Below are 22247 nucleotides of genomic sequence, written 5' to 3'. Positions count from 1 at the left end.
ATGATCTCGAACCTCGCGAGACGAGTAACCGGCGAAACACCCATAACCTGGCACAATCCGTGAACTATCCCCCAAACAAACAGGACGTCCTCTCAGGAGGCCTCACGTGTGCCGCCTTCCGTACGCGCGCTCCCTCTCCCACAAGGGCCTTGGCATGCGGTACCCGCGAAGGCTTTGGCGTACGGCTCCCCTCAGACCGTCCGCCGGGTCCACTCCGGTTCCGTCCGCACCCAGTCGCACTCCCACCGGGTCAGCCGACGGCGCACCAGGGCCCGGAGTACGCAGAGATGCGCGACCGAGACGGCGAAGGCCGCGCCCGCGGCGATGAAGAAGCCTACCGCTAGAGCGTGTCGTCAAATGTCACGTCCACATCAGCAGTGATGCCAGTGCGACAGCAGCCTCGAAGGACTGGGCGGTCTTGTCGTAGCGGGTGGCGATGCCACGCCATTGCTTGAGGCGGTTGAAACAGCGTTCCACGACGTTGCGGCGCTTGTAGACGGCCTTGTCGAAGGCCGAGGGACGTCCGCCGCGGCGTCCGCGGCGAAGCCGGTTGCGAATCTGGTCGGCCCGTTCGGGGATCGTGTGCGTGATGCCGCGCTCTCGCAGCCAGGTGCGGATGGCCCTGGAACTGTAGCCTTTGTCGCCGATGACGTACGAGGGCCTGGTCCGGGGCCGGCCTGGTCCGATCCGGGGCACCCGGATCGCTTCCATGACGGCGGTGAACTGGGTGCAGTCGTTGGTGTTGCCGCCGGTGACGACCAGGGCCAGCGGGCGGCCCAGGCCGTCGCAGGCGAGGTGGATCTTGCTGGTCAGGCCGCCCCGGGACCGCCCGAGCCCCGGCTTGCGGAGCCCCGTTACCTTTTTCGTGGCCCCGCAACGGGGTTCCCGGTCTCCGGGTCCGGTATGACTTGAGCCCCTTGTCGATCATGGTCGAAAAAGTGGTGTCACCGGGCCGGGAGGCATTGGCAGACCGCTGATCAGGGGCATGACCGCTCACCTGCTCGTCGAGGTGAAGCAGGCCTTCGTAACGTGGATGCCGGCACGCTGATGCCGCAGCGGAGGCTGGGAAGGGTCTGCTGGGGAGGGCTTGTGCACCACGAGGGCGAGATCGATGTCTACCTCGGCCTGGACGTCGGCAAGGGTGAGCATCACGGCACGGCCATCACCCCGGCGGGCAAGAGAGTGTTCGACAAACCGCTGCCGAACAGTGAACCGCGGTTGCGGGAATTGTTTACGAAGCTGCAGGCCAGGCACAAAACCGTGCTGGTGGTAGTGGACCAGCCGGCCTCGATCGGGGCTCTGCCGCTGGCCGTTGCCCGCGACGCGGGCTGCCGCGTGGCCTATCTTCCCGGGCTGACAATGCGGCGGATCGCCGATCTGTATCCAGGTGAGTCGAAGACCGACGCTCGTGACGCGGCGATCATCGCGGATGCCGCCCGGACGATGCCGCATACCTTGCGCGACCTGGCTCCGGATGACGAAACGGTCGCCGAGCTGAACATGATCATTGGTTTCGACGACGACCTGGCCAGCGAGGTGACCCGGGTCAAGAACCGCATGCGTGGCCTCCTCACCCAGATTCATCCCTCGCTCGAGAGAGTGCTGGGCCCTCGTCTGGATCATCCGGCGGTCCTGTTCCTGCTGGAACGTTACGGATCGCCCTCTCAGTTGCGGAAGGCCGGCAGACGGCGCCTGATAACGATGCTGCGGCCCAAAGCGCCGCGCATGGCCGAACGTCTCGTTGAGGACCTCTTCATCGCCCTGGACGAGCAGACCGTCATCGTTCCCGGCACCGAGGCCGCAGCACTGATCATTCCCAGCCTGGCCGGATCGCTGGCCGCAGTACTGGATCAGCGCAAGCTCCTGGCCGGCAGGATCGAGGAACTGCTGGAGGCCCACCCTCTTTCCCAGGTCCTGATCTCGATGCCCGGCATCGGGGTCAGGACCGCGGCCCGCATCCTCGTCGACGTCGGTGACGGCAGCGGTTTCGCCACCGCCGGGCATCTGGCCGCCTACGCAGGCCTCGCACCCGCCACCCGCAGATCCGGTTCGTCCATCCGTAGTGAACACCCTTCCAGGCGAGGCAACCGGCAGCTCAAACGCGCCTTCTACCTCGCCGCGTTCGCCTCCCTCTCGCAGCCGGACTCACGCGCCTACTACGACAGGAAACGACGCGAGGGAAAACACCACGTCGCAGCCCTCGTCTGCCTCGCCCGCCGCCGCATCGACGTCCTCTTCGCCATGCTCCGTGACGGCACCTTCTACCAGCCACCCACTACAGTCACGGCTTGACGAAAACCATAGGGGCACTTTTTTGGGCCCCGGCGGCGTGCTGGTGGGCCCGCACGATGGTGGAATCGACCGACACCATCCAGTCCACAGCTCCGGCCGCATCCGCCTTTGCCTGGGCGGCCCGCAGCATCCGCTCGAAGGTACCGTTGGCCGCCCACCGGCGGAACCGGGTATGGAGCGTGGCCCAGGATCCATACCGATCGGGCACATCCCGCCAGGCCGAACCGGTCCGGAACTTCCACACGATCCCGTTCAGGACCATCCGGTCGTCCAGCCGCTTCCGCCCCGAGGCCGCATGCGGCAGCAACGGCCGCACGAACTCCCACTCGGCATCCGACAGTTCATGGCGACGTATCACCAGACCATGATCCACCAGCCAAGATCAGACCCTAGGGTCACGTCCTGTGCCGTTGCGGCCAGGGATAGCCGAGCTGGCGGGCGAACTCCGGCGAGCCGCCGCAGACATCAGCGGCCATGCGTGGGTCAAACGCCGTGAGTTCCTCCACCAATCGATCGGCCTGGTCGGCCGGGTCCTCACTAGAGATGTCCAAGGTCATCCGGAACTGGAGCCAAGGACGGCCATCCTTGATGGCGGCTCGGCCAGGATGGAATAGGAAGAGATTGATCTGATCCGGCTCCCAGAGCCAGGCAGACACGCTGCCAAGTTCACACCCCCAGCGCTCCAACCAGGCGGTGCACTGACGAAGCTCCTCTTCAAGGAGGCGGGCAACAGTCCTGGCCGGCCATTCCCAAGAGCGGTCCAGCGTTGCGCGCTCCACCTCTGCTTGGTATTGCTGAGCGTCGAACCTGAACTCTGGCAGGTCGATCTCATCTTCATCGGGGTTGCGCCATGCACCCCAAACTACCTGTTCGCCATCGCGACGGATCGTGACATACAGAGCACCGCAGCACCCTTCAGTGCACGTTGCCTCCGCCAAGCGAACCTCGCGCGGGGAGGCATGAGCATGAAGTGGCCCATCAGGGAAGAGGAGGTAGTGAGGGTCTTCGCCCGGCCCTTCGTCGAATACCTCAGCCACTACGTCTCGCCCTCCAAGTTGGGGGCGTACTTCCACTGCGCTTCCACGGGTCACCTGGTCGGGGACAACAACACTGAGGGCGAAGCTGTGCAGGTCAGGGGTCACGGAACAATGGTCGACCAGAGGCCGGACGCTGTCATCTGCTTTCCCGCGAGCCATCCACGCTGGATGCCTTGGCCTCATTGAAGACAGCCCCTAGCGCCCCTGCTCATCGCCTGCGGCGCGGGACTGGAAGGACGGCACGAGGACTTTCCTCCCCCGGAATGGATCCCCCGCCGCAACGGAGCGATCGGCTTCCTGGGGACGCAGTTCGCCCTCACCCTCGTGGTCGGCCTCCTGTACGCCCTGATGCTCAGCGAAGGCTCGGACGCCCCGTCGTCCAAGGCCCTCCCCCCATTGCCGCCAGGCATCACCATGGTCGACGAAGGCACCAGTTGCGGTTCCGGCGGCTGCTGGCGCGCCGCGACGGTCACCAGCGAGAACGGCCTGTCCCGCCCGGAGATCATCCGCGAACTGGGCCTCCAGCAGGAGAGCTGCCGCTCCAGCGGCTGGCTGCTCGACTGGCGTGACGTGTGCATCGGAGCCAGGGACAACGGCGAGAACGTCATCATCTACGCCGTCTGGGGATACTGAAAGAGCGCTGCGTCCGCCAGTCACAGCGAATCGTGAGTCGGCATCGGGCCGATTCTGAGCATCGGTGCTGTCCATCCGGGCCAGATGTAGTGCTCAGTCACAGAAGAGGGGGAGCGGCATCCAGTGTTCCTCTACCGCTGGTAGAGGAACGCGGTAGAGTCGGGGCATGGCGGACGAGACGAGCATCAAGGTGAGCGCGGCGGCGCGGGACCGGCTGGCGCGGTTGGCGGCCGAGCATGGCACGACTATCCGCAGCCTGGTCGAGGAGCTGGCGCAGAGCACGCCGACGCAGGCCGAGTACGCCGAGCGTGCCGAGCTGGCCCGCGCCGAACTTGCCTCCGCTCTTGGCAGCGCGCCGAGTCCGGAGGCCGAGGCGAAGGCCCGGGCTCTGCTGGAGCGTCTTGGTGCCTCTCAGCACGGACCGCGGGCGGCCGCGTAGTGGCGGCGATCGCGGTCGTTTTGGACCACACCGCCGCCGCGGCGTTGTACGACCCGAAAGATCCGTTCAACGAGGCGGTCGCCGCGTTCTACGTCCAGGCTTCCGGCGGGCTCGGTGATCTGTATGCGCCGGTGCTGTCGCTGACGGCCGGCGACACGGAGCGGCCCGGGCTGCTCGGCTACATCAAGGGACTGCGGTTCATCCGGATCGAGGCGTTCGACACCGACGCCGCGGTCACCGCGACCGAACTGCTGCGCTTCGGCCACTCCTGGGCCGCCGTCCACGCCATCCACGCCGCCCGGCCCTCCGCCGCCCACCCGGCAGGGCGGTTCCTGCTCACACTGACACCCAAGGCGTACGCGGGCACCGGCGTCCAGGCCGTCCACCCCGGCCAATAGCAGTGGGCGTTTGGACGCTTTCTCCAGCCCGCCCGCGCCGCCGCGGACCTGACCCCTTGAGTGCGCAAGGCCCGGCACTCTTCAGCCAGAGGAGCGCCGCTCGGACAGGGCGGTTGCGTTGTCTGTCTGATGTGCCGGCCGTAGGCCGAGGTGTTCTCCGGGGGAACTGTGCAGTGCACTGTCTTACCTGCCCGCAGGCAGCCCGTCTCCCCCGTGCCGGGGCAGGCCTTCCTGGTCCGCGACAACTGGGATGACTACAGCTTCAAGACGACTTTCCAGCTGCTCTACATCGATCCAGGCGGCGAGATCAGGGGGCAGCCGGGGCGCTGGGTACGGGGAACGCTGAAATTCGGTGGTGGGTCTGGATGGGGTGCCTGATGCTGTCGGGATGATCAGCCGCGAGTCCGCCATCTCCCGCGCCGAGAACCTCGACCTCCGGCGCGAACTCGTTCGACGGGACTGCTCCGGCATCCAGCCCACCTGACCGGCGGGCGGGAACTACGAGCCCGAGCGCAGGCCCAAGGCGCTGTGCTGCACAATCCCAGCGGGAACGTCTGCAGCACCCGCCGCCTTCCGGGTCAACTCCACAAGTTTCGAGCGGAGTTCCTGCGCTGGCTCGCCGAGCACGATCGCGCTGAGCACCAGTTCCAGCATCAGGCAGTCGTACTCGTCGCCCTTGCCCCGATAGCGGTCCTGATCACGTTCCACCACGGCCCGGGCAACCTGCCAGCCACCGTCATCTACCGGAGCAAAGGTGGCCTCGACGAACCCATGGCCCGTCCAGCTCCGGTGCAAGAACACGACGTTCCCCTCGGCGAAGACGTCCCACTTCTCGTCCATGTCCCGGGAGCAGTAGCCCAGCTGAATGCGCTCCCATTCCTCGTCTGACCAGATCCGGGCCGGCAGGAGTGACAGCGGCCGGGGAGCAGAGATCCGCTGGAGGCGGTCAGAAAAGGAGGACCGGGTCACGCGTTCGTCGGCAGGCATGCCGCGATCCTACGGCCGAGTCGGCATGACGCCATAGCTCGCTGTTGCTGCTATCTGATCCCCGTCCCAAGCTGGGCAAACACCCGGAGTGAAGCACTCAACCGCCGATAACAGTCGGCGTCGGCAAGACGCACATTGCGCAGGCCCTGGGCCACCTCGCCGTCCGCCAGGGCGCTCACGTCCGCTTCGCCAAGACCAGCCGCGTGCTTGCAGACCTCGCCGGAGGTCTGGGCATGGGCGGCAACTCCCCCGCCCTGCTCGTCACCCGCGGCCTCGCGGAGACCGCGCGGCTGGGCCGGGCGATGGACGCCGACCCACTGACGTTCTCCGGCCTCGCCGGGGCCGGTGACCTCATCGCCACCTGCTCCTCGCCCCTGTCCCGCAACCGCACGTTCGGCGAGCACCTCGGGCAGGGAATGAGCGCGGAGGAAGCCACGGCGGCGACGGGGCAGACAGCCGAGGGGGGAAGTCGTGCCGGGCCGTCCTGGACCTGGCCCGGGCCCACGGGGTCGAGATGCCGATCACCGAGGTCGTCGCGGCGGTGATCGACGGCATGGCCACTGTTGCCGGCGCCGCGACGATGCTGCTGTCCCGGGTGCCGAAGCCCGAGCAGTACACAGCCTGAGCCGGGCAGTTGAGCCGGTGAGACGCGGCCAGGATTCATGGGACGGGCCATGGCTCGCCGTCCTGTCTCCTCACAGTCGGCTCGGCCTGGGCGATTGCCTGAGTCTGCGTATCGTGGTCCTCGGCAAGGTCGTCGAGGGTGGGGCGGGCTGTGTCGTTGCCCGGCCGCCGAACAACCAGTGCGGCGCTGGCCGCCAGGGTACTGAAACGCCAGGGCCAAAGGATGCTGGCTTCGGTGACACCGTGCCCCTGGCCTGACGGGGCCCGGCCGCGCGGAGGCGGGCCGGGCCGAGGGTGTGTCAGATCTTGCAGAAGCCGAGGCCCTTGAGGGCTTGGTTGATCTGCTTGCCCTGTGCTTCGGTGGTGGTGACGTCCCTGTACGTGAAGCGTGAGGATGCCAGACGGTTGACGTTGGTGGCGTCGCCGTTGATGGCGCTGCACTGGTTGCGTGCGGCGTCGATGGCCTTGCCCTCGTACTTCACGATGTCCGGGTTGGCTGCTGCGAGCGCCCTGAGCAGCTCGGCACGCTTGGCGCCCGTGGGCTCGGGGGGAATGCCGGCGGCCTTGAGGGCGGCTTGCTTGTCGGTATCCCGCCGGGTCTCTTCCGCCTGGCTTACCGGGCACGTCTGTCCCTTGTTCGTCGAGAACTCGGTGCTCCCGTCCTTGAGGCCGGTAGTGGCGGCACCCATGCTGCCGATGGCGTACTGGCCATTTGCCAGTCGGTTGTCGACGGACTTGGTGCCGCCGGTCGAACAGTTGATCATGACGTAGTAGCCGGCCTCGTCGGTCAGGCTCTTTGTCACCGCGTTGAACACGCCTCGGAGGTTCTTGGTGGTGCCGACCTCGACAACGACGTTTCGCTTGTTGCCGGTCTTGTCCTGCTTCACGACCTTGTAGTGCGGCACTTGGGCGGCGCGCTTGGCGCCGCTCGCGTTGTTCCCGCTCTTGCCGCTGCCACTGTCGTCAGAGCCCCCGCTGACGATGCCTACCAGCAGAAAGAACGCGAGGACACCGAGGCAGCCGAAGCCGACCTTTTTCCCGGCGCTGCGCTTCTTCGGCGGCTGCGCTGGAGGTGCGCCCCATCCGGTCTGCTGGGGTGCCCCCGAAGGGGGCTGTTGCTGCGGGTGCTGCTGGTTCACGGATTCCCCTGGGACGTTGTGCTTGAGGGGACATCATCAGGCATGTGGAGAGTCGGTGTACATTTGGTGTCCGGGTTGTGACGCGATAGAGCCTTGGGCGCGGAGGTTGATCCGGTTTTCGTCGTATTCCCCGTCACTGACAGCGCCTGGCGGTCCCAGGCAGGCGGCCGACTCCACCGTGGACCGCACAGTCAGCCGGACCTCGGCATCTCCAAGAACCACTCCTTCTGCCGCCGCCCCAACCCTCGGAAAAAGAAGGTCGGCCAGGCGAACCGCATCCCCGCAACCAGGTGATGCCCACCCGCTCTTGATCGCCGCCACTCCCAAATCGGCGGCAGAGCCCGGAAAGTGATCCAGAGCCTTGTATCGCCCGTCGACGGCAACCCGGTTTACCTGCGCTGATAGGTGTACGAGTAGCCCTCTCCGGAGAGGGAAACAGCTGCGCTGTTGCACTCGAAGGTGTCAGGAAGGGATTCGTTCTTGGCGGGTACGGTGCGCAGGACGGTTCCGTCGAGAAGGACGGTGCTTTCTCCAAATCCGCTGACGTCGCTGTAGGAGACGGTGTCGCCGGAGACGCGGTAGCGGAACGTGTACCGGACATTGTGGCGAACAGCGACCTCGGTACCAGCGGTGGTCGTCCTGAGGTACACAGTGAAGCTGGAGGTGCCCGTGCCGTCGGCCTGGAAAGCGAGAGTGCCCAGTGAGTCGTCCGTACCGGTCTGCGCGATCTCGACATCGTCAGGCGTTTGTCCGTCCCATGCGGACAATGGGTACGTCTCTTGTGCCACATCGAGGTCCCAGGTGCCCAGCAGGCACTCGGCGGAGTCGGCTGGCACATCCTTGGTGAGCCGGAGCGTACCGAGTCGCAGTGTGAGGCCCTCGAGCGACCAGGGGATGCGCTCGACGGCACTGCTGCAGGATCCGTTCGGATCGGGAGTCAGCACGAACATGGCGTCCCGGGCCTGAGCTCGACCGCTACAGGCCATGGAGACGTTGAGGTCGGGATCCACCCCGGCGAAGGTGTAGTTCCCCGAGGTGTCGAAGCGGTAGGAGACTTTGCCGCTGTCGCCGTCCCACGTCCCGACAAGTGCAGGTGGGAAGTCCTGGGGATTGGCCGTGTCAGCTGCCGGAGGCGCTGCATCGTCCCGCGCTTCGCCAGAGGGCGTACCGCTTTCGGCGAGGCCTGCGGTTGGGCCGCTCTCCGCCGAGCTGTCTTCCTGAGAGGCGCAGCCGCCGACCAGCAACGCCGCCGCGAGGGTGAGGACGACACCGCTTCGGCGGGCTCCCCGACTGACTGACTGCATGGCGTCGCTTTCTCCGGTGCTTGATCTGGTCGGCGGTCTCATGGGGGTCACCTGGGTGACCAGGCTGTGGTTGAGGCTCCGGTGCGTCCAGTGCTCGACCAACTCGTCCATCCCCACCAGCTGCCGACCCACGGCCACCGATCGTCCTCGCCAAGCCCTGCCCAGCACGACCGTTCGACCCTGTCATCACTCATACGGGCGACATGCCGCAAGGCAGAGCCCGTTTGGGGGCTCGCGACACGTTCGTTGGCGGCACCCCCTGATCGCCAAGATCCGCCGGTCCAAGGCCGACCAGGCTGCCTGCGGCCAGGAGGTCCGCATCCTCGCCCAGGACGATCAGGAGATCTGCCCCGTACACGCGGTGCGAGAATGGACGTCCTTGCCGAGGACGGGCAGCTCACTCCCGGCCCGTTCCTGCGCCGCATCGACCGGCACGGCAACATCGGCGCCAAGGCCGCCGGTCGCCCTGCCCGCGACCCGCAGCGTCGCGGCGGCATCACCGCCGACACCGTCAAGACCGCTGCCCGGGCCGCCGGACTCACCCCCCACCCCGAGGAACGTGCTGCCGCCCGGGCCCGGCATACGGCGTGGGCGGGCCGCACGATCGCCGTGTCGTAGCCGCCCCGACGGGGGCTGTTCAGCCTCCGGACTCGGCTCATAGACTTTCCGCGTGGACTTGGGGGAGGTCCCGGGATCGGGGCCCGTCGATGACGATGAATGGTCCCAACTGCGTGCCACGGCCGTCACGATCCTGTCGGAGCTGAAGCCGAGAGAGCTGTCGGCTCAACGCTGGTCCAGTGAGCCGTTTTCATCCTGAATAGCTGCAGGTCAGGAGTGTGTGGACGGCTTGGACGATGGTGCCGATGCGGCGGGTGGAGCATCTGGCACGACGGAGGATTCGCCAGGACTTCAGCTGTGCGAAGGCGCGCTCGCCGGGCGCTCTCAGCCGGGCGTGGTCGCGGTTGAATTGCTGGTAGTGCTCTGGCTGTTCGCGGTGGTGGTAGTACGGGGTGCGGAAAGTGGCGCCGGCGCCCTGGTAGGCCCGGTCCGCGAGCACGAGGATCTGCCGGGTCAGGCACGCCTGGACGATGCCGTGGGCTCGTGCTGCGGTCAGGTCGTGGGTGCGTCCCGGTGTCGCGCGCGAGAACCAGAGCGGGGTTCCGTCCGGCTGTGCGATGACCTAGACGTTCATGCCGTGCTTCTTGTGTTTCTGCGAGTAGTACGGCTCGTCGGCGGCGATGCGGTCGATGGGGATCAGGGTGCCGTCGACGATGACGTGGTCGCCCTCGCCCAGGCCGGTCAGGGCTTCGTGCAGGCCAGGCGCCCATGCCGCGAGGACGTCGAGGGTCTCGCCGACGTAGCGCCAGGCAGTGGCTGTCGAGATGCCGAACCCGGCTGCCAGATCGGGCAGCGTCTCGTTCTTGCGCAGATGCACCAGCACGAGCAGAGCCTGCCGGAAACAGCCCAACTTCCGCCAGCGTGAGCGGCGTTCACACCTTCGTGCGTAGATGAGCCAGGAAACGTGCTCAACGAGCTCATGCGGGACATCGACCGTGGCACGATACGGGACCAAGCGAGGCTCCTCGGACGATGCGTGGTGCGTAGAGAACACCACCACAACGACCAGGAGCCTCGTCTCGTTGCACACCCCTGCTGACCTGCTGCTTCACCCCATAGAGACAGGATGAAAACGGCTCAGTAGGCAGGTCCGATCCACCCCATCGAGTCGATGCGTAGATGCCTCCCACTTCCTGCCCCCGTTCGAGGGCCCTTGCTCCCTGTGCTGCGTCAACTCCCGGAATGGGCCTTGCTCCCGTGGTGTCTGAACTTCCGCGTCGAGGCAACACGGGCATCTACGATGTCGGTTCGGCCCGACAGTCTTCTGGAGCACCATGCGCCTCGCACACATCAAGATCGATAACTTCCGCGGACTCAGCCAGGTTGACATCCGCCTCTCCCGCTTTGGTTGTCTGATCGGCGAGAACAACGCGGGGAAGTCGTCTGTGTTCCAGGCCTTGAACATCTTCTTGCGCTCAGCCGCCGTCACGGAGGCCGATTTCCTCAATCCCGCCCGCCCCGTTCGCATCCAGCTCAGCTTCTCCGAAATCCACGAGGCTGACCTTCAGCGACTGGAGGACAGTCACCGCTCACGTATTGAGCCAGAGGTGAGCGACGGCCGCCTCACCTTGGCCCGGACGTACCCCAGTCCGGGCAAGGGCTCCATGTGGGTGGTCAAGAAGGTGCCCAGCGATGCTCGCTTGCGGAAACCAGCTCTTGAGGAGGTACTCCGCCCCAAGATCTCCACTGAGGAGCTGGAGGCGAACGTTCGAGGTGTCTACCCAGAGATCTTCGACAAGCTGTCCGGCAAGATCACGCGTGTGGCCGTGAGACGAGAGTGGGCTGAACTCGTCGCCGCTCTTCCGGAAGGCGCCTACAGCACGGGCGACGATCCTCTGATGACCGGCCTGGATAAGTCGGTGGCTCCGTTGCTGCCGGAGCCAATCTACATCCCGGCTGTGAAAGAGCTGAACGACGATCTCAAGACCACGTCATCAGCAACGTTCGGTCGGCTCCTGTCCCTTCTGTTCGAAGACATCGAGCATCAACTCCCTGAGCTGGAAGCCTCTTTCGACCAACTGCGGAACCAACTCAATGTGGTGGCGGAGGAGGACGGCAGCGAGTCGGACCGGCGACTGCCGGAGGTGCGCCAGATCGAGACGTTGATCCAGCAGAACCTCCAAGAGTCCTTCCCTCGTGCGAGTGTGCGTCTGGAGATTCCCCCACCCCGACTTCGCAGTTTGTTGGAGGAGGCCCAGATCGCCATCAACGACGGCGTCAGTGGCCCTTTCAAGACCAAAGGAGACGGTCTGCGCAGGTCGGTGGCGTTCGCGATCCTGCGTACGTACGTGGACCTCAAGACTGCACGGCCTTCGCAGCCCGACAGTGCCCAGCAGCCCTGTCTGCTCTTGTTCGAAGAGCCGGAGGTCTTCCTCCACCCTCAGGCGCAGCGCAAACTCTTTGAAGCCCTGACGATCTTCTCTCACTACAACGACGTCCTGGTCAGTACTCACTCGTCTGCGTTCTGTGCCCCCGGGGCAACCGGTACCTTCGTGAAGGTCGTCAAGGACCACACTCTGGATCCGCCGGCCAGCCGGACCTGTGTGATTGACCTGTCCGACATGAACGCCCGGGACCAGTTCGAGATCATCACGTACGAGAACAATGAGGCCGCCTTCTTCGCCAACTCCGTTCTGCTCGTGGAGGGCCCCAGCGACCGAACTCTCATTCCCCATATCGCGCGCACTCTCAGCCCCCAGTGGGATTTCGAGAAGCGTGGTGCCGCGATCGCCAAGGTAGAGGGAAAAGGAAGCATCGAGCGGTACCGCAAGTTCTTCCAGCGTTTCGAGATGCGGGTCGCAGTCATCGCTGACCTGGATGCCGTGCTTGACGGCTTCGACAAGCTGGGCGCCAGCGAAAAGTGCCGTGAACTGCGTGATCGACTCGTGTGCCGGGTCACGGAGTTGGTGGAGGAGGAAGAATCGGATGAGGTTTCCAACAGGACTCTCAAGGGGATCCGTACCAGCGGCAGCGCACGGGAACTGTGGCGGCAGGCCAAGATCAAGCAGGAGGAGCACGCGCAGGGACTGTGCGGGTTCAACGAGTTGAACGCCGCTGTCGACGCCTTCTTCGCCCGATCCGCTTCAGGCGCGGCGCGCAGGATCCTGGAGGAAGCCAGTGACCCTGAGCTAGAGAAGATGAAGCTGGACCTGCTGCGAATGCTCCGTGAAGAGAACATCTACGTGTGGGAGCGCGGGGCCATCGAGGCCTACTATCCGGACTTGCAGACGAACGAATCGAACAACAAGAACGACCGTGCTCGCACGTTCTGCGAGCGGTACACCACTGCCGAAGCCATCCGCGGCCTGCCTGTCTTTAAAGACTCCGCTGGTTGCGAGTTCGATCTCATCTTCGAGGCATTCTTCGGAACGATCTCTCTGGAATCGCCCCCGGTTGAGATTCCCGAGCAGGCTGCAACAGAGGGACCGCCAGTTGAGCTCGGGGAAACATCTACAGTTGAATGACTCAGACGCTTCTCGGTTGTGTGCACCGCTGCGGAGAATATCAGTACGCCCCGGATATTTCCGGTTCGAAGGTGCTCACCGCAAAGCCACCTTCCGCCTTTGGCAGTGAATTTGGTTGTGTCCACGTCGGGACTGTTAATGGCTTACATGAGGGGTTTGCGTTCAGTCTGCGGTCGCTGTCGATGGTGCAAGCTACAGCAACGCGACGTTAACGGGTAAAAAAGGGGCTGCCACATTCCTGTCAAACTCGTTAACGTCGTTACCGACGCCTATTGAGGGTTGCTTGCCGCCAGGTCGTTGAGCACAGCGTTGACTGTGGACCAGCAGAGGTCGGCTGTGTCGAAGTCTGCGCTGTGTTTGGCTCGTTTCTCCGCGAGGGGATGGACCAGGTTGCGGTAGGTCCGCAGCAGGTCCGAAGCCATTTTTGCGTCCTGGTCGATCCACTGGTTGGTATGAGCGTGCTGAATGAGCTCCTGCAGCCGTGTGTCGCGGGCGGTCCGGGTCAGCGACACGGTCGCGGGCCTGACGTCGGCGGCGTGGACGAGGACGCCTTCGAGGAGGCTCCCGAGCATGATGACGGCGGAGGTGTAGGCGCCGTGTTCTTGGCAGATGCGGGCTTCGTCCAGGCGTAGCTGAACGGCGCGGGCCAGGTCGGGATCGGAGACGATGTCGGTGATGGCTACCTTGAGCTCTACGCGCTGCGGGCGAGGGGGTTCGTCGGGGTCGTACTCGATGAGGAACGGCTGCCCTTTGCGGTAGTCGATGCGGCGGCCTTCGACGGCGAGGACTTCCTGGAGGCGCTGGATGACGGCGTCGTAGTCGGCGGGTTGTTGTTGGTATTCCCGTCGGTTGGCCAGGCGCAGGATGACGCGCTCGGTGTCGCCTGCCTGGTCTTCCTGCCGTTCGCGCAGGATGGTGTGGACCCAGCGGTGGCGCGGGCTTCCGTCGTGGTCGGGGACGTCTTCCCAGCCGGCCCGGCGGAGGAATGGAGCGAGTTCCCAGCCCGCTCGGCGTTTCATGCCCGGCTCGTCACCGCAGACCATGGCGGCGAGTTCTTCGAGGGTGCTGTCGTCGTAGTTGTCCATGTCAGTGTCCCTCGCTGTCTTCGTCCGGCTCGCCGTCGTAGGGGTCCGTGTCTTCGTCGGGTTCGGCCTCGGCCAGGCCGACCGGAGTCCAGGGCATGTCGGTCAGCGCGTCATCGATGGATGACGCGCTGACCGTGCGGGGATGGATGCCCAGCTCGGTCAGGCGTTCCCACAGAGGTTCCAAGGCCTCGTCGGGCGAGAGGGCGAAGGCGCTGCTGCGTATGCGCCAGAATGTCCAGCCGGCGCGGCGAAGCTCCCGCTCGCGCTCGGCGTCGTCGTGGATCTGCTTCGGTGTGGAGTGGTGAGGGCTTCCGTCGCACTCCACTGCGAGGCGTCCGTGGCCTCCGGTGACCACGAGGTCGATGCGTTTTCCGTTGACTTCCCACTGGGGCACCACGTCGTAGCCGCGTTCCTTGATGCGCAGGAAGACACGCTGCTCAAAGAGCGAGTCGAAGGGCTCGCAGTGTCGGTCTGCGCTGACGTGGGCGGGTTGGTGGGGGTGCGTGTAGGGCGGGGGCGGGCTCACCATATAGGTGAGCAGGGACCGCCGCAGGTCTTTGCTGCTGAGCTGGTCGACGGTCAGGGAATGGAAGAGCCACATCTGGTCGCGGGCCCGGCTTGCGGCCACGTTGAAGCGTCGTTCATTGTTCCGGCCGGTCGCGGCGATGACGTTGGCTCCGTCGACGACCATCGACAGGAGGATGACGTCGCGTTGGTCTCCCTGGAACTGCTCGGGCGTGCCGACCAGGATGCTGTGGCGTTCGCGGGCCGACACGTCGATGCGCTGGTCGACGAGGTCCTGTACCAGTCGTGTCTGGTCGCCGTGGCGCAGGATGATCACGCCGATACTGCGGTCTGCGTAGGCAGGGTCCTGGGTGAGGCGGTGCAGTTCGTTGACGACGGCCTCTGCCTCGGGCCGGTTGGTGAGTTTGTCGCGGCGTCCTTCGCAGTGCCCTTCGGGCACATGGACGACCTTCAGCGGCGGGAGGCGGTCGGAGCCGTGCTGGCGCAGCAGGACCAGCTGGTTGTCGGGATAGAACTGCATGGAGGACCATTTGATGATCTCTGGCATGCACCGGAAGTGCTCGGTGAGACGGATCACTTCGGTGAAGCGGGACTGGAGGAGTTCGTACAGGTTGGATTTGGGGTCGAAGCCTTCGCGCTGCCAGGGTTCGAGGTCGGCCATGCGCTCGTCGAAGATCTGGGTGATCCGGTCGTGCTTGCTGCCGCTGTAGAACGGGGCGCATTGCCGGTCGTCGCCGACGACGATGATGCGGGGTGCGAGCCAGAGCAACAGCAGGCCATCCAGGCCCACTTGGCTTGCTTCATCGACGATGACGACGTCGAAGGAGTCCGGCTCTGGACTGATCGTTTCCGCTACCTGGTTCAGCGGCATGATCCACGCCGGTACCGCTCCTTGCGCTGTCTGCATGGCTGAGCGCGCGTGACGCTGGTGGCGTTTGCCGTACTCGGTGGTTCCCTGGCCTGCGTTGGCCACGGCGCTGGCGTACGCAGCCAGGGCCTGTTTGTGCTTGGTGGTCATGCGGCTGACGCAATGGAGTGCTGCGCGGTCGCAGACCAGCTGTTCCACCAGGTCGTGCAGCCGGGTTTGGGTCTGAGTCAGTTCGCCTTCGAGCTGATCTTCGCGTCCTGGGAGCAGGTGGGTGTCGAGGAAGTCCTGCGCCTGCCGCCATGCCCAGGCCTGGGGCAGCGCGGCGAACCGGGAGCGCCAGTGCGGGGCGAGGGGATCGCCGGCGAAGTCCTTGGCGAGTTCGGGGTGGGCCTCGGCGAGGCACTCGAAGAGTTTCCCGGTCTCGCGCCGGTCTGCCTCACGCTGGTATGCCGCAGCCAGTGCGTCCACCGCCTGTGCGTAGGCCTGCTCATCACGGGCCGCTACGGCATCCGCCGCGCGCTGCAGCTCGTCGACGCCATGCGGGTGAGGCGGCGGAAGGCTCTTGAGAAGTTCTTCGAAGCGTTGTGTTGCGGTGCTGACGTGCAGGAGTTGGCGGGCCTGGGCCGTGGCCTGGCGGATGTCGCGCCACTGCTCGGCGGTCGTGACCGGTGTCTGGATTCCGTCGGCCAGCAGGGTTGCGTGGACCTGGCGGATGACCTCCACGCAGGTGTCGATGGCTTGCAGGATGACGGCCCTGTCCAGGAGCTCGGACGTCATCAGTTCGGTGGTGTCCTGTCCGACGGCCGATCCGACGCCGGTCCACCGGCCGCGCAGGGTGCGGGCGTGGGCGCGCATCTCCAGTTGCCGTACGACCGCGGTGATGTGCTCTCGACCGGCTGGCGCCATGCCTTCCACCCGGCACTGTTCAAGGAGGAATCGGGCTTGCTTGACGACGGCCGGCCGGGGCCATCGCGTGTTCAGTTTTCCGGTGCGCAGGACGTGTTGCTCTAGATTGCGGCCCGCGATCAGGAGTTCCTTCTCCTCGCTTTCGGAGAGGCGGGGGATCTCTACTTCTGGGAAGGAGGCAGCGGCTATCTCGTCGTGGGTCTGCTGTGCACGCTGTGAGGCGTTTCGGATGCTGTCCCACAGTTGCTGCCATCGCTGGGCGATGCCGTCCTGCAGCGCGCGCGTGGACCAGGTATCCGCCTGCCAGGAGGTGGGGTCCGCGGACAGCCCTACCCTCTGCAGGGCCTGCTGAGCTCGGTCGAGGAGCGCTTCCAGCACAATGAGCCGCGCGTCACCGTGGTCCGCCAGTTCCTGCGCCAGCGGTATGACCGGCTCGCGGCCGACGGCTTCCTCGGCTCCTTGAAGTTCCGTGATGCAGTGGGAAACCTCCATCGGATCTGGCAGGGTGGCCGGGTCCGGGCAGAACTGGATGCGGGCGTCCAGGATGCCGGGACCATGCTGGGTGACGAGCAGCCACAGTCGCTCAGCTTCGTCCGTGGTCAGTGGCGGGACCTGTGGGGCCTGGACATCCAGGGGCGGTAGCCACTGATATTCGGCTGCGCCGTGTTCCATGGCCTGCACGATGTCGTCAAGCCGCCCTCGGTAGCCCGGCGCGATCTCGGGATGCTCGTACCACTCGACTTCACGGACCTGACGCAGGCGATCTTGGAGTTTGGCCTGCTCCGCCATGAGCTGGTGCCGCTGCGTCTGCTGGTCGTCAATGCGCTGTTGAAGCCGAGCGAGGTTCGTTGTCGCATTCAGGTGCGCCAAGGCTCCCAGCGACTGGCTCAGATCGGAGTTGCCGCCCTGCCACTGATCGCCTTGGATCACGCACATGCTGCGCAGCTTGGTCGGCAGCTGGTCGCGCAGCACATTCAGAGCCTGACTCTTCGCGCTGGTGACTAGGACTCGCTTGCCGTCCGCGAGGAGTGCGGCGATCAGATTGCTGATGGTGTGTGTCTTTCCGGTGCCCGGCGGGCCCTGGACCACGACACTGGTGTCGCGCTGCAGCCGGTCCAAGACATCGCGCTGGGCAGCGTTGGTGATCATCGGGAACAGCGGATCCGGTCCCAGTGCCGGCGGCACGGAGCCATTCCTGCTCCCCCAGGCCGTCCGATGCTCGGGGTCAAGGTCGTACAGCAGTTGCGCCAGTCCCAGAGGAGCTTGTGCTCCGGGACGTTTCAGTGCCCGGGCGATGCTCTCGTAGAAGCCAAGGATGGAGCGCTGGCTATGTTCGCGCAGGATGAGCGCGGGCGCGAGATGCAGTGACCGCGCATGGGGTTCAGCGGTGAAGTCTTCGGGGTGCTGGCCGGTGGCGTCGACCGGGAGCACGCGGTCGACGCCGAAAGCCCGCTGCGCCCACGAGCGCACTGCCTGTGCCGCCCGGTCCGACAGCGGGTGGAAGGTGACGTCCTCGACAGCGGAGCGCACGACCCCCAGCAGCTCCGACGTGTAGCCGTCGGACTCGCTGAGGAAGTCGGTGTCTTCCAGACGGCCGGGGTGCTCAGGCACCAGAGAAACGGTCACGTTGATCGATGCCGGTTCAACGGTGAGGGTCACGGGTGTTGTCACGATGTGCCTGCGGACCCGGGCCGAGGGACGACCGGCTCCCAGTTGCAAGAGACCTACGGCCAGGACCACTTCGAAGGTGTCACTGTCCTGCTCGATCTTCTTGGCCATCCGGTACAACTGCTGGTGCAGGCGCCGCTGCGGCTCGGCCGCCAGCTCTTCCTGCGACCATCGCATCCACTTGCCGGCCCACGTCTCGTACGCCTTGCGCTCTTCGGAGCTGCCGCTCTCCAGTGCCGGCTGGTTCTCCTCCACACTTGCCTGGTCGTCAGCCATTTGACGGTCACTCGGGGTGTTGTCGATCAGGTCGGGAGGTTGCGGTCCAGCGGTGGCGGCGGCCTCGGGAGACACCCTGCCATGCAGGATCGCCGGCAGCTGTGGTGCTTCTATGGGCGGACGGTGCTTGACCACCATGACGCGAGGGTCGGCGTCCACAGCACGGCGCACGGTCCCATCGGGAGCGTCCGCGAGCCACACCGTTTCCGGGTACTTGGCACAGTCACGGATGGTCTTGGAGACGGCGCCCCGCACCAGCTCTTGCAGACAGTCGATCAAGACGCGAGTGTCACGGACGGCTTTGGGATCGCTGCCATCACGTACTGCCGGGCGGGCCATCACATCCCCCAAACGCCTGCCACTGTGGCAAGCCTTTTAGGATCCCTGACGGCTGCACACTGGGCAATGTGACGGGGCTCATGCACAATCATTTCCGGACATGAATGTCCTCCGGTGCACTTCAGCCTCGCCATCTGCGGCTAACCCATGGCACGGAGCAGCTGCCGCCCTTGGTGAACAGCAACGGGACTGTCAAACGAGTGGCTCTTCCAAGATTTTCGTAGACGTTGATCGGTTCTGTGGTTTCGGATCGGTCAAGGCGCCATGCGGGCCAGGCTGACACTGTGTTGTGTTGAGCTGAGGAATCTCCTTCCGCACCTGGCCTCGGTGCTGATCGAGAAGGTGGAGCCGGGCGAGAGCCTGGTGAGGATCACGGTGCGGACCGCTGCGGGAGTGGCTGTGCTGTGTCCGGGCTGTGGGCAGAGTTCGAGGTGGGATCACAGTCGATATGTCCGGCAGGTCGCCGATGAGGCGATCGGCGGCAGGCCGGTGCGGATTTCCGTGTCGGTGCGTCGTCTGTACTGCGAGAACGCGGTCTGCCCGAGGAAGACGTTCGTTGAACAGGCCGACGGGCTGACGGAGCGCTATCAGCGCAGGACGCCGGCGCTGCGGCGGATCGTCGAGGCTGTCGCGGCAGCACTGGCCGGCTGCGCCGGGGCGCGGCTGCTCGCGACGCTGCACCACACGCTGTCCTCGGCATCGGTGCTGAACCGGCTGATGCGCATCCCGCTGCCCAGCCGGCCGACGCCCGAAGTGGTCGGCATCGACGAGTTCGCCCTCCGCAAGGGCCACCGCTACGCCACGATCATCACGAATGCGGACACCGGCGAGCGCATCGAGGTGCTGCCCGACCGGCCCAAGCAAACAGTGACGACCTGGGTGCGTGAGCATCCTGGCATCCGGGTGTTGTGCCGGGACGGCTCCGGCGGCTTTGCTCAAGCCGTCCGCGAAGCCGACCCGACGATCGTGCAGGTCAGTGACCGCCGGCACCTGTGGCACGGTTTACTGACTTCGGCTCGTCAGGGTGATCTTTCTCGAAGTCTCTGATGGGCCTGGAGTGGTGGCTGTATCCGTGATGTGTGAGATATGCGGATGGGGGCGGGCTGACCGCTGTGGGGCGTCAGCGCCGGGAGACGGTTCGGATGCAGGCGGCCGGGCTGTTCGAACAGAGGATCAAGCCGCCGGAGGTCGCACGGCGGCTGCGGGTGAGCGTGAAGTCGGCTTACCAGTGGCAGCAGTTGTGGCGGGACGGTGGCACCGAGGCTCTGGTCTCCCGTGGCCCGGGTGGTTCGCGGTGCCGTCTGTCGCCGCGCTGTCTGGAAAAACTGACGGCATACCTCGATGAGGGGCCGGCCGCGCATGGCTGGGTGGAGGACCAGGTGTGGACCGCGGCGAGGGTGGCCACGCTGATCGGGAGGAAGTTCCATGTCTCCTACAGCGTCTCCGGGGCCACCCGGCTGATGCACAGGCTCGGCTTCAGTCCGCAGGTGCCCGCACGCAGGGTGGCCGAGCGCGACGAGCAGGCCGTCACCGTCTGGAAGGAGGCGACCTGGGCCGAGGTAAAAGGGTCCGGGCGGCCTGCGGGGGCTACATCTGCTTCGAGGACGAGGCGGGCTTCACGCGCCGGCCGCCCCGAGGACGGACCTGGGGTCGGCGCGGCCGCACCCCGCAGGTGACGGTGAGCGGCCGCCGCTCGGGACGCCTGTCGGTGGCCGGGCTGATCGCCATGCGGCCCGGTTCCCGGACCCGGCTGTGTCACCGCCTGCGTACCCACCCTGCCGGAAAGGGCAAGCGCCGCAGCATGGGCGAGCGCGACTTCATCGCGCTGATCGACGGCGTCCATCACCTCGTCAAGGCGCCGATCGTGCTGGTCTGGGACCGCCTGAACACGCACGTCTCCCGCGCCATGCGTGAGCTGATCGCCGAACGGGCCTGGCTGACGGTGTTCCTGCTGCCCGCCTACTCGCCCGACCTCAATCCCGTCGAGTGGGTATGGGCGCATGTCAAACGCAGCCTGGCCAACCTCGCCGTCGTCGCTCTCGACCGGCTCGAGGCCCTCGTCCGCAACCGGCTCAAACGACTTCAGTATCGGCCCGCCACCCTCGACGGCTTCATAGCGGGCACTGGCCTGACCCTCGAAAACCCCACGTCACCCTAACGAGCCGAGGTCAGTAACGGAGGCGGTACTGAAGGAGGCGGGTGCGCATGTCTCCTGCTGGGCCAAGTATGGGCCACCGCTGCGTGAGGACAAGCGCGCTGTCACCACATGCGAGCGCCGGCAGCAGGTCCACGACCTGCTCGAACGGGGCGTGAGCATGCCCGAGTGCGCCCGCCGTCTTGGCGTGTCGCTCAACACGGTCAAACGCTACGCACGCCACAGCGAGCCCGACCGCATGATCCGAGCCCCCGTCCATCGGGCATGCCTCGTCGATGCCTACCGCGACCACCTGCGACAGCGCCGAGCCGAGGACCCGGCCGTCCCCGTCACCCATCTGCCGGCAGAAATCCGTGAACAGGGCCACACCGGCAGCGCCAACCTCCTGGTCCGCTACATCAACCAGGGCCGTGTGGAATCCGACCACGCAGCCCTGTCGCCCCGCAAGGTCACCGGCTTGCTCATCCGCCACCCGGACCGTCTCGACGGCAGGCAATCCATCCAGCGTGATCAACTCGCCGGCGCCTGCGAGGAGATGACCGTCCTGACCACGCAGGCCGCGGCCTTCGCCCCGTTGCTCACGCCCGGGCAGGACAACGCCGACCAGCTGACAGCCTGGATCACCCGAACCCGCGCCGCCGACCTGCCCTTTCTGCACTCCTTCACAAACGGCCTGGAGCGTGACAGTTCCGCGGTCGACGCCGCCCTCACCCTGCCCCACCACAACGGACGCACCGAGGTCGTCAACACAAAGATCAAACTGCTCAAGCGGCTGACCTACGGCCGGGCCGGCCACAACCTCCTTCGTCAGCTCGTTCTCCTCAACTGGCCACTCGATACCGCCGATCAACGCCTACGAAAATCTTGGAAGAGCCACTCGTTTGACAGACCCCCCTGCAGATGCTCACTCCCGTCGAGTACGAACTACGTGCAGCGCCTGTAGCGTAAAACCAAGTAACGCGAATCCACCGAACTCGGGGCACTCCGGAGGTCTCTACCGAACCCGGAACGGTTTACGCGCCAGCATGCCAGAGATCATTTATGGGACAACGCTTGACATCTCAGATTCAGGCTGTGCCGGTCGCCGTAGTTGCGCGGGTTGAAGGTGCGGTCCAGGCTGGTCACGTGGATGAGGTAGCCGCCCGCCTCCGCCGCGTCGATCAGGGCCACGCCCTGACCGGTCTCGCGGGCGAGCCGGCTGACCTCCCACAGCACGAGGACATCGCCCGGGTCGCCGAACACGCCGGACGTCAGGTCGCCCAGCAGCTTCTCGAAGTCGTCACGGGTCCTGGTCGCGTACTTGCCGGCACTGCCGGTGTCCTTGTACGGCTCGCCCCACGCCCACGGGCCGTGGTCGGCCTCGGCCGCCAGGTTGTCCCGGTGCTGGTCGGTGATGCTGCGAGCGGCCTTCCCCTTGCCCTTGGACACCCGCAGGTACTCCCGCGCCGTCCGCGCCCCCATAACCGTCGCCATGGCCCTCCCCTGCCCCT

18 protein-coding genes and 4 pseudogenes are annotated in these 22247 nt (G+C 65.8%); 12 read left to right on the top strand and 10 right to left on the bottom strand.

The features are described from left to right. Positions 1-360 precede the first annotated feature (360 nt). Positions 361-873 (bottom strand): annotated as a pseudogene (locus ACFW6B_RS25305) (IS5 family transposase); the annotation flags it as partial. Positions 874-1047: 174 nt separating this feature from the next. Between ACFW6B_RS25305 and ACFW6B_RS25300 the strand changes: the two are divergent. Beyond that, on the top strand, positions 1048-2292 hold the full coding sequence (locus tag ACFW6B_RS25300; protein WP_386599034.1) for an IS110 family transposase: 1245 nt from the start codon (positions 1048-1050) through the stop codon (positions 2290-2292). Here the strand turns inward: ACFW6B_RS25300 and ACFW6B_RS25295 are convergent. Then, positions 2282-2665, bottom strand: a complete 384-nt coding sequence (locus ACFW6B_RS25295) for an IS5 family transposase (RefSeq protein WP_386599016.1) — start codon at positions 2663-2665, stop codon at positions 2282-2284. The two genes, ACFW6B_RS25300 and ACFW6B_RS25295, sit on opposite strands and share 11 nt — an antisense overlap. 22 nt (positions 2666-2687) lie before the next feature. After that, positions 2688-3230: a hypothetical protein gene (locus ACFW6B_RS25290; protein ID WP_386599015.1), complete on the bottom strand. Its 543-nt coding sequence runs from the start codon at positions 3228-3230 to the stop codon at positions 2688-2690. A 423-nt stretch (positions 3231-3653) separates the two neighbouring features. Between ACFW6B_RS25290 and ACFW6B_RS25285 the strand changes: the two genes are divergently transcribed. From ACFW6B_RS25285 to ACFW6B_RS25275, 3 genes are all read left to right on the top strand, one after another. Next, positions 3654-3962, top strand: a complete 309-nt coding sequence (locus ACFW6B_RS25285) for a hypothetical protein (RefSeq protein WP_386599013.1) — start codon at positions 3654-3656, stop codon at positions 3960-3962. 166 nt (positions 3963-4128) lie between these two features. Beyond that, the gene (locus ACFW6B_RS25280; protein ID WP_355991140.1) at positions 4129-4401 is read left to right on the top strand and encodes a hypothetical protein; all 273 of its coding nucleotides are present in this window, start codon (positions 4129-4131) and stop codon (positions 4399-4401) included. Further along, entirely contained in the window at positions 4401-4799 is a 399-nt protein-coding gene (locus ACFW6B_RS25275) for a hypothetical protein (protein WP_386599010.1), read from the top strand. The genes ACFW6B_RS25280 and ACFW6B_RS25275 overlap by 1 nt, the downstream gene beginning before the upstream one ends. Positions 4800-5297: 498 nt before the next feature. On the opposite strand, the gene ACFW6B_RS25270 is transcribed toward ACFW6B_RS25275, so the two are convergent. After that, on the bottom strand, positions 5298-5714 hold the full coding sequence (locus ACFW6B_RS25270; protein ID WP_386599032.1) for a hypothetical protein: 417 nt from the start codon (positions 5712-5714) through the stop codon (positions 5298-5300). Between the two features lie 179 nt (positions 5715-5893). Between ACFW6B_RS25270 and ACFW6B_RS25265 the strand changes: the two are divergent. Both ACFW6B_RS25265 and ACFW6B_RS25260 read left to right on the top strand, forming a co-directional pair. Then, positions 5894-5956, top strand: a pseudogene (locus ACFW6B_RS25265) (hypothetical protein); the annotation flags it as partial. 45 nt (positions 5957-6001) lie between these two features. Continuing rightward, positions 6002-6411 (top strand): annotated as a pseudogene (locus ACFW6B_RS25260) (NAD(P)H-dependent glycerol-3-phosphate dehydrogenase); the annotation flags it as partial. 298 nt (positions 6412-6709) lie between these two features. Here the strand turns inward: ACFW6B_RS25260 and ACFW6B_RS25255 are convergent. Together ACFW6B_RS25255 and ACFW6B_RS25250 are read right to left on the bottom strand one after the other, a co-directional pair. Continuing rightward, positions 6710-7549, bottom strand: a complete 840-nt coding sequence (locus tag ACFW6B_RS25255; RefSeq protein ID WP_386599008.1) for a hypothetical protein — start codon at positions 7547-7549, stop codon at positions 6710-6712. 389 nt (positions 7550-7938) lie between these two features. Then, a complete protein-coding gene (locus ACFW6B_RS25250) occupies positions 7939-8985 on the bottom strand; it encodes a hypothetical protein (RefSeq protein ID WP_386599007.1) in 1047 nt (348 codons plus the stop codon). Positions 8986-9222: 237 nt separating this feature from the next. Here ACFW6B_RS25250 and ACFW6B_RS25245 point away from each other — a divergent pair, with 237 nt between their 5' ends. Beyond that, positions 9223-9471 carry a hypothetical protein gene (locus tag ACFW6B_RS25245; RefSeq protein ID WP_386599005.1) on the top strand — a complete coding sequence of 83 codons (249 nt, stop codon included), beginning with the start codon at positions 9223-9225 and terminating at the stop codon, positions 9469-9471. 190 nt (positions 9472-9661) lie between these two features. Here the strand turns inward: ACFW6B_RS25245 and ACFW6B_RS25240 are convergent. Further along, a pseudogene (locus ACFW6B_RS25240) lies at positions 9662-10426 on the bottom strand (IS5 family transposase). A 319-nt stretch (positions 10427-10745) separates the two neighbouring features. On the opposite strand from ACFW6B_RS25240, the gene ACFW6B_RS25235 reads away from it, so the two are divergent. Beyond that, the gene (locus tag ACFW6B_RS25235) at positions 10746-12935 is read left to right on the top strand and encodes an ATP-dependent endonuclease (RefSeq protein WP_386599003.1); all 2190 of its coding nucleotides are present in this window, start codon (positions 10746-10748) and stop codon (positions 12933-12935) included. Between the two features lie 269 nt (positions 12936-13204). Here ACFW6B_RS25235 and ACFW6B_RS25230 read toward each other — a convergent pair whose 3' ends face one another. Beyond that, the gene (locus ACFW6B_RS25230) at positions 13205-14020 is read right to left on the bottom strand and encodes a hypothetical protein (RefSeq protein WP_386599001.1); all 816 of its coding nucleotides are present in this window, start codon (positions 14018-14020) and stop codon (positions 13205-13207) included. Between the two features lies 1 nt (position 14021). Next, complete coding sequence (locus ACFW6B_RS25225) at positions 14022-18542, bottom strand: AAA domain-containing protein (protein WP_386598998.1); 4521 nt, start codon at positions 18540-18542, stop codon at positions 14022-14024. A gap of 387 nt (positions 18543-18929) precedes the next feature. Here ACFW6B_RS25225 and ACFW6B_RS25220 point away from each other — a divergent pair, with 387 nt between their 5' ends. From ACFW6B_RS25220 to ACFW6B_RS25205, 4 genes are all read left to right on the top strand, one after another. Further along, positions 18930-19649, top strand: coding sequence for an ISL3 family transposase (locus ACFW6B_RS25220; protein WP_386598996.1), 720 nt, complete (start codon positions 18930-18932; stop codon positions 19647-19649). A 65-nt stretch (positions 19650-19714) separates the two neighbouring features. Further along, positions 19715-20278 carry a winged helix-turn-helix domain-containing protein gene (locus ACFW6B_RS25215; RefSeq protein ID WP_386599030.1) on the top strand — a complete coding sequence of 188 codons (564 nt, stop codon included), beginning with the start codon at positions 19715-19717 and terminating at the stop codon, positions 20276-20278. Further along, positions 20194-20760, top strand: a complete 567-nt coding sequence (locus tag ACFW6B_RS25210) for a transposase (protein ID WP_386599028.1) — start codon at positions 20194-20196, stop codon at positions 20758-20760. The genes ACFW6B_RS25215 and ACFW6B_RS25210 overlap by 85 nt, the downstream gene beginning before the upstream one ends. 157 nt (positions 20761-20917) lie before the next feature. Beyond that, positions 20918-21700: a transposase gene (locus ACFW6B_RS25205; protein ID WP_386599026.1), complete on the top strand. Its 783-nt coding sequence runs from the start codon at positions 20918-20920 to the stop codon at positions 21698-21700. Positions 21701-21792: 92 nt separating this feature from the next. Here the strand turns inward: ACFW6B_RS25205 and ACFW6B_RS25200 are convergent, their stop codons facing one another. Then, positions 21793-22230, bottom strand: a complete 438-nt coding sequence (locus ACFW6B_RS25200; RefSeq protein WP_386598994.1) for a recombinase family protein — start codon at positions 22228-22230, stop codon at positions 21793-21795. Between the last annotated feature and the right edge of the window lie 17 nt (positions 22231-22247).

The organism is Streptomyces sp. NPDC058751 (genome assembly GCF_042746485.1).
Lineage (GTDB): Bacteria > Actinomycetota > Actinomycetes > Streptomycetales > Streptomycetaceae > Streptomyces.
This window is presented reverse-complemented; position numbering and strand designations above follow the sequence as displayed.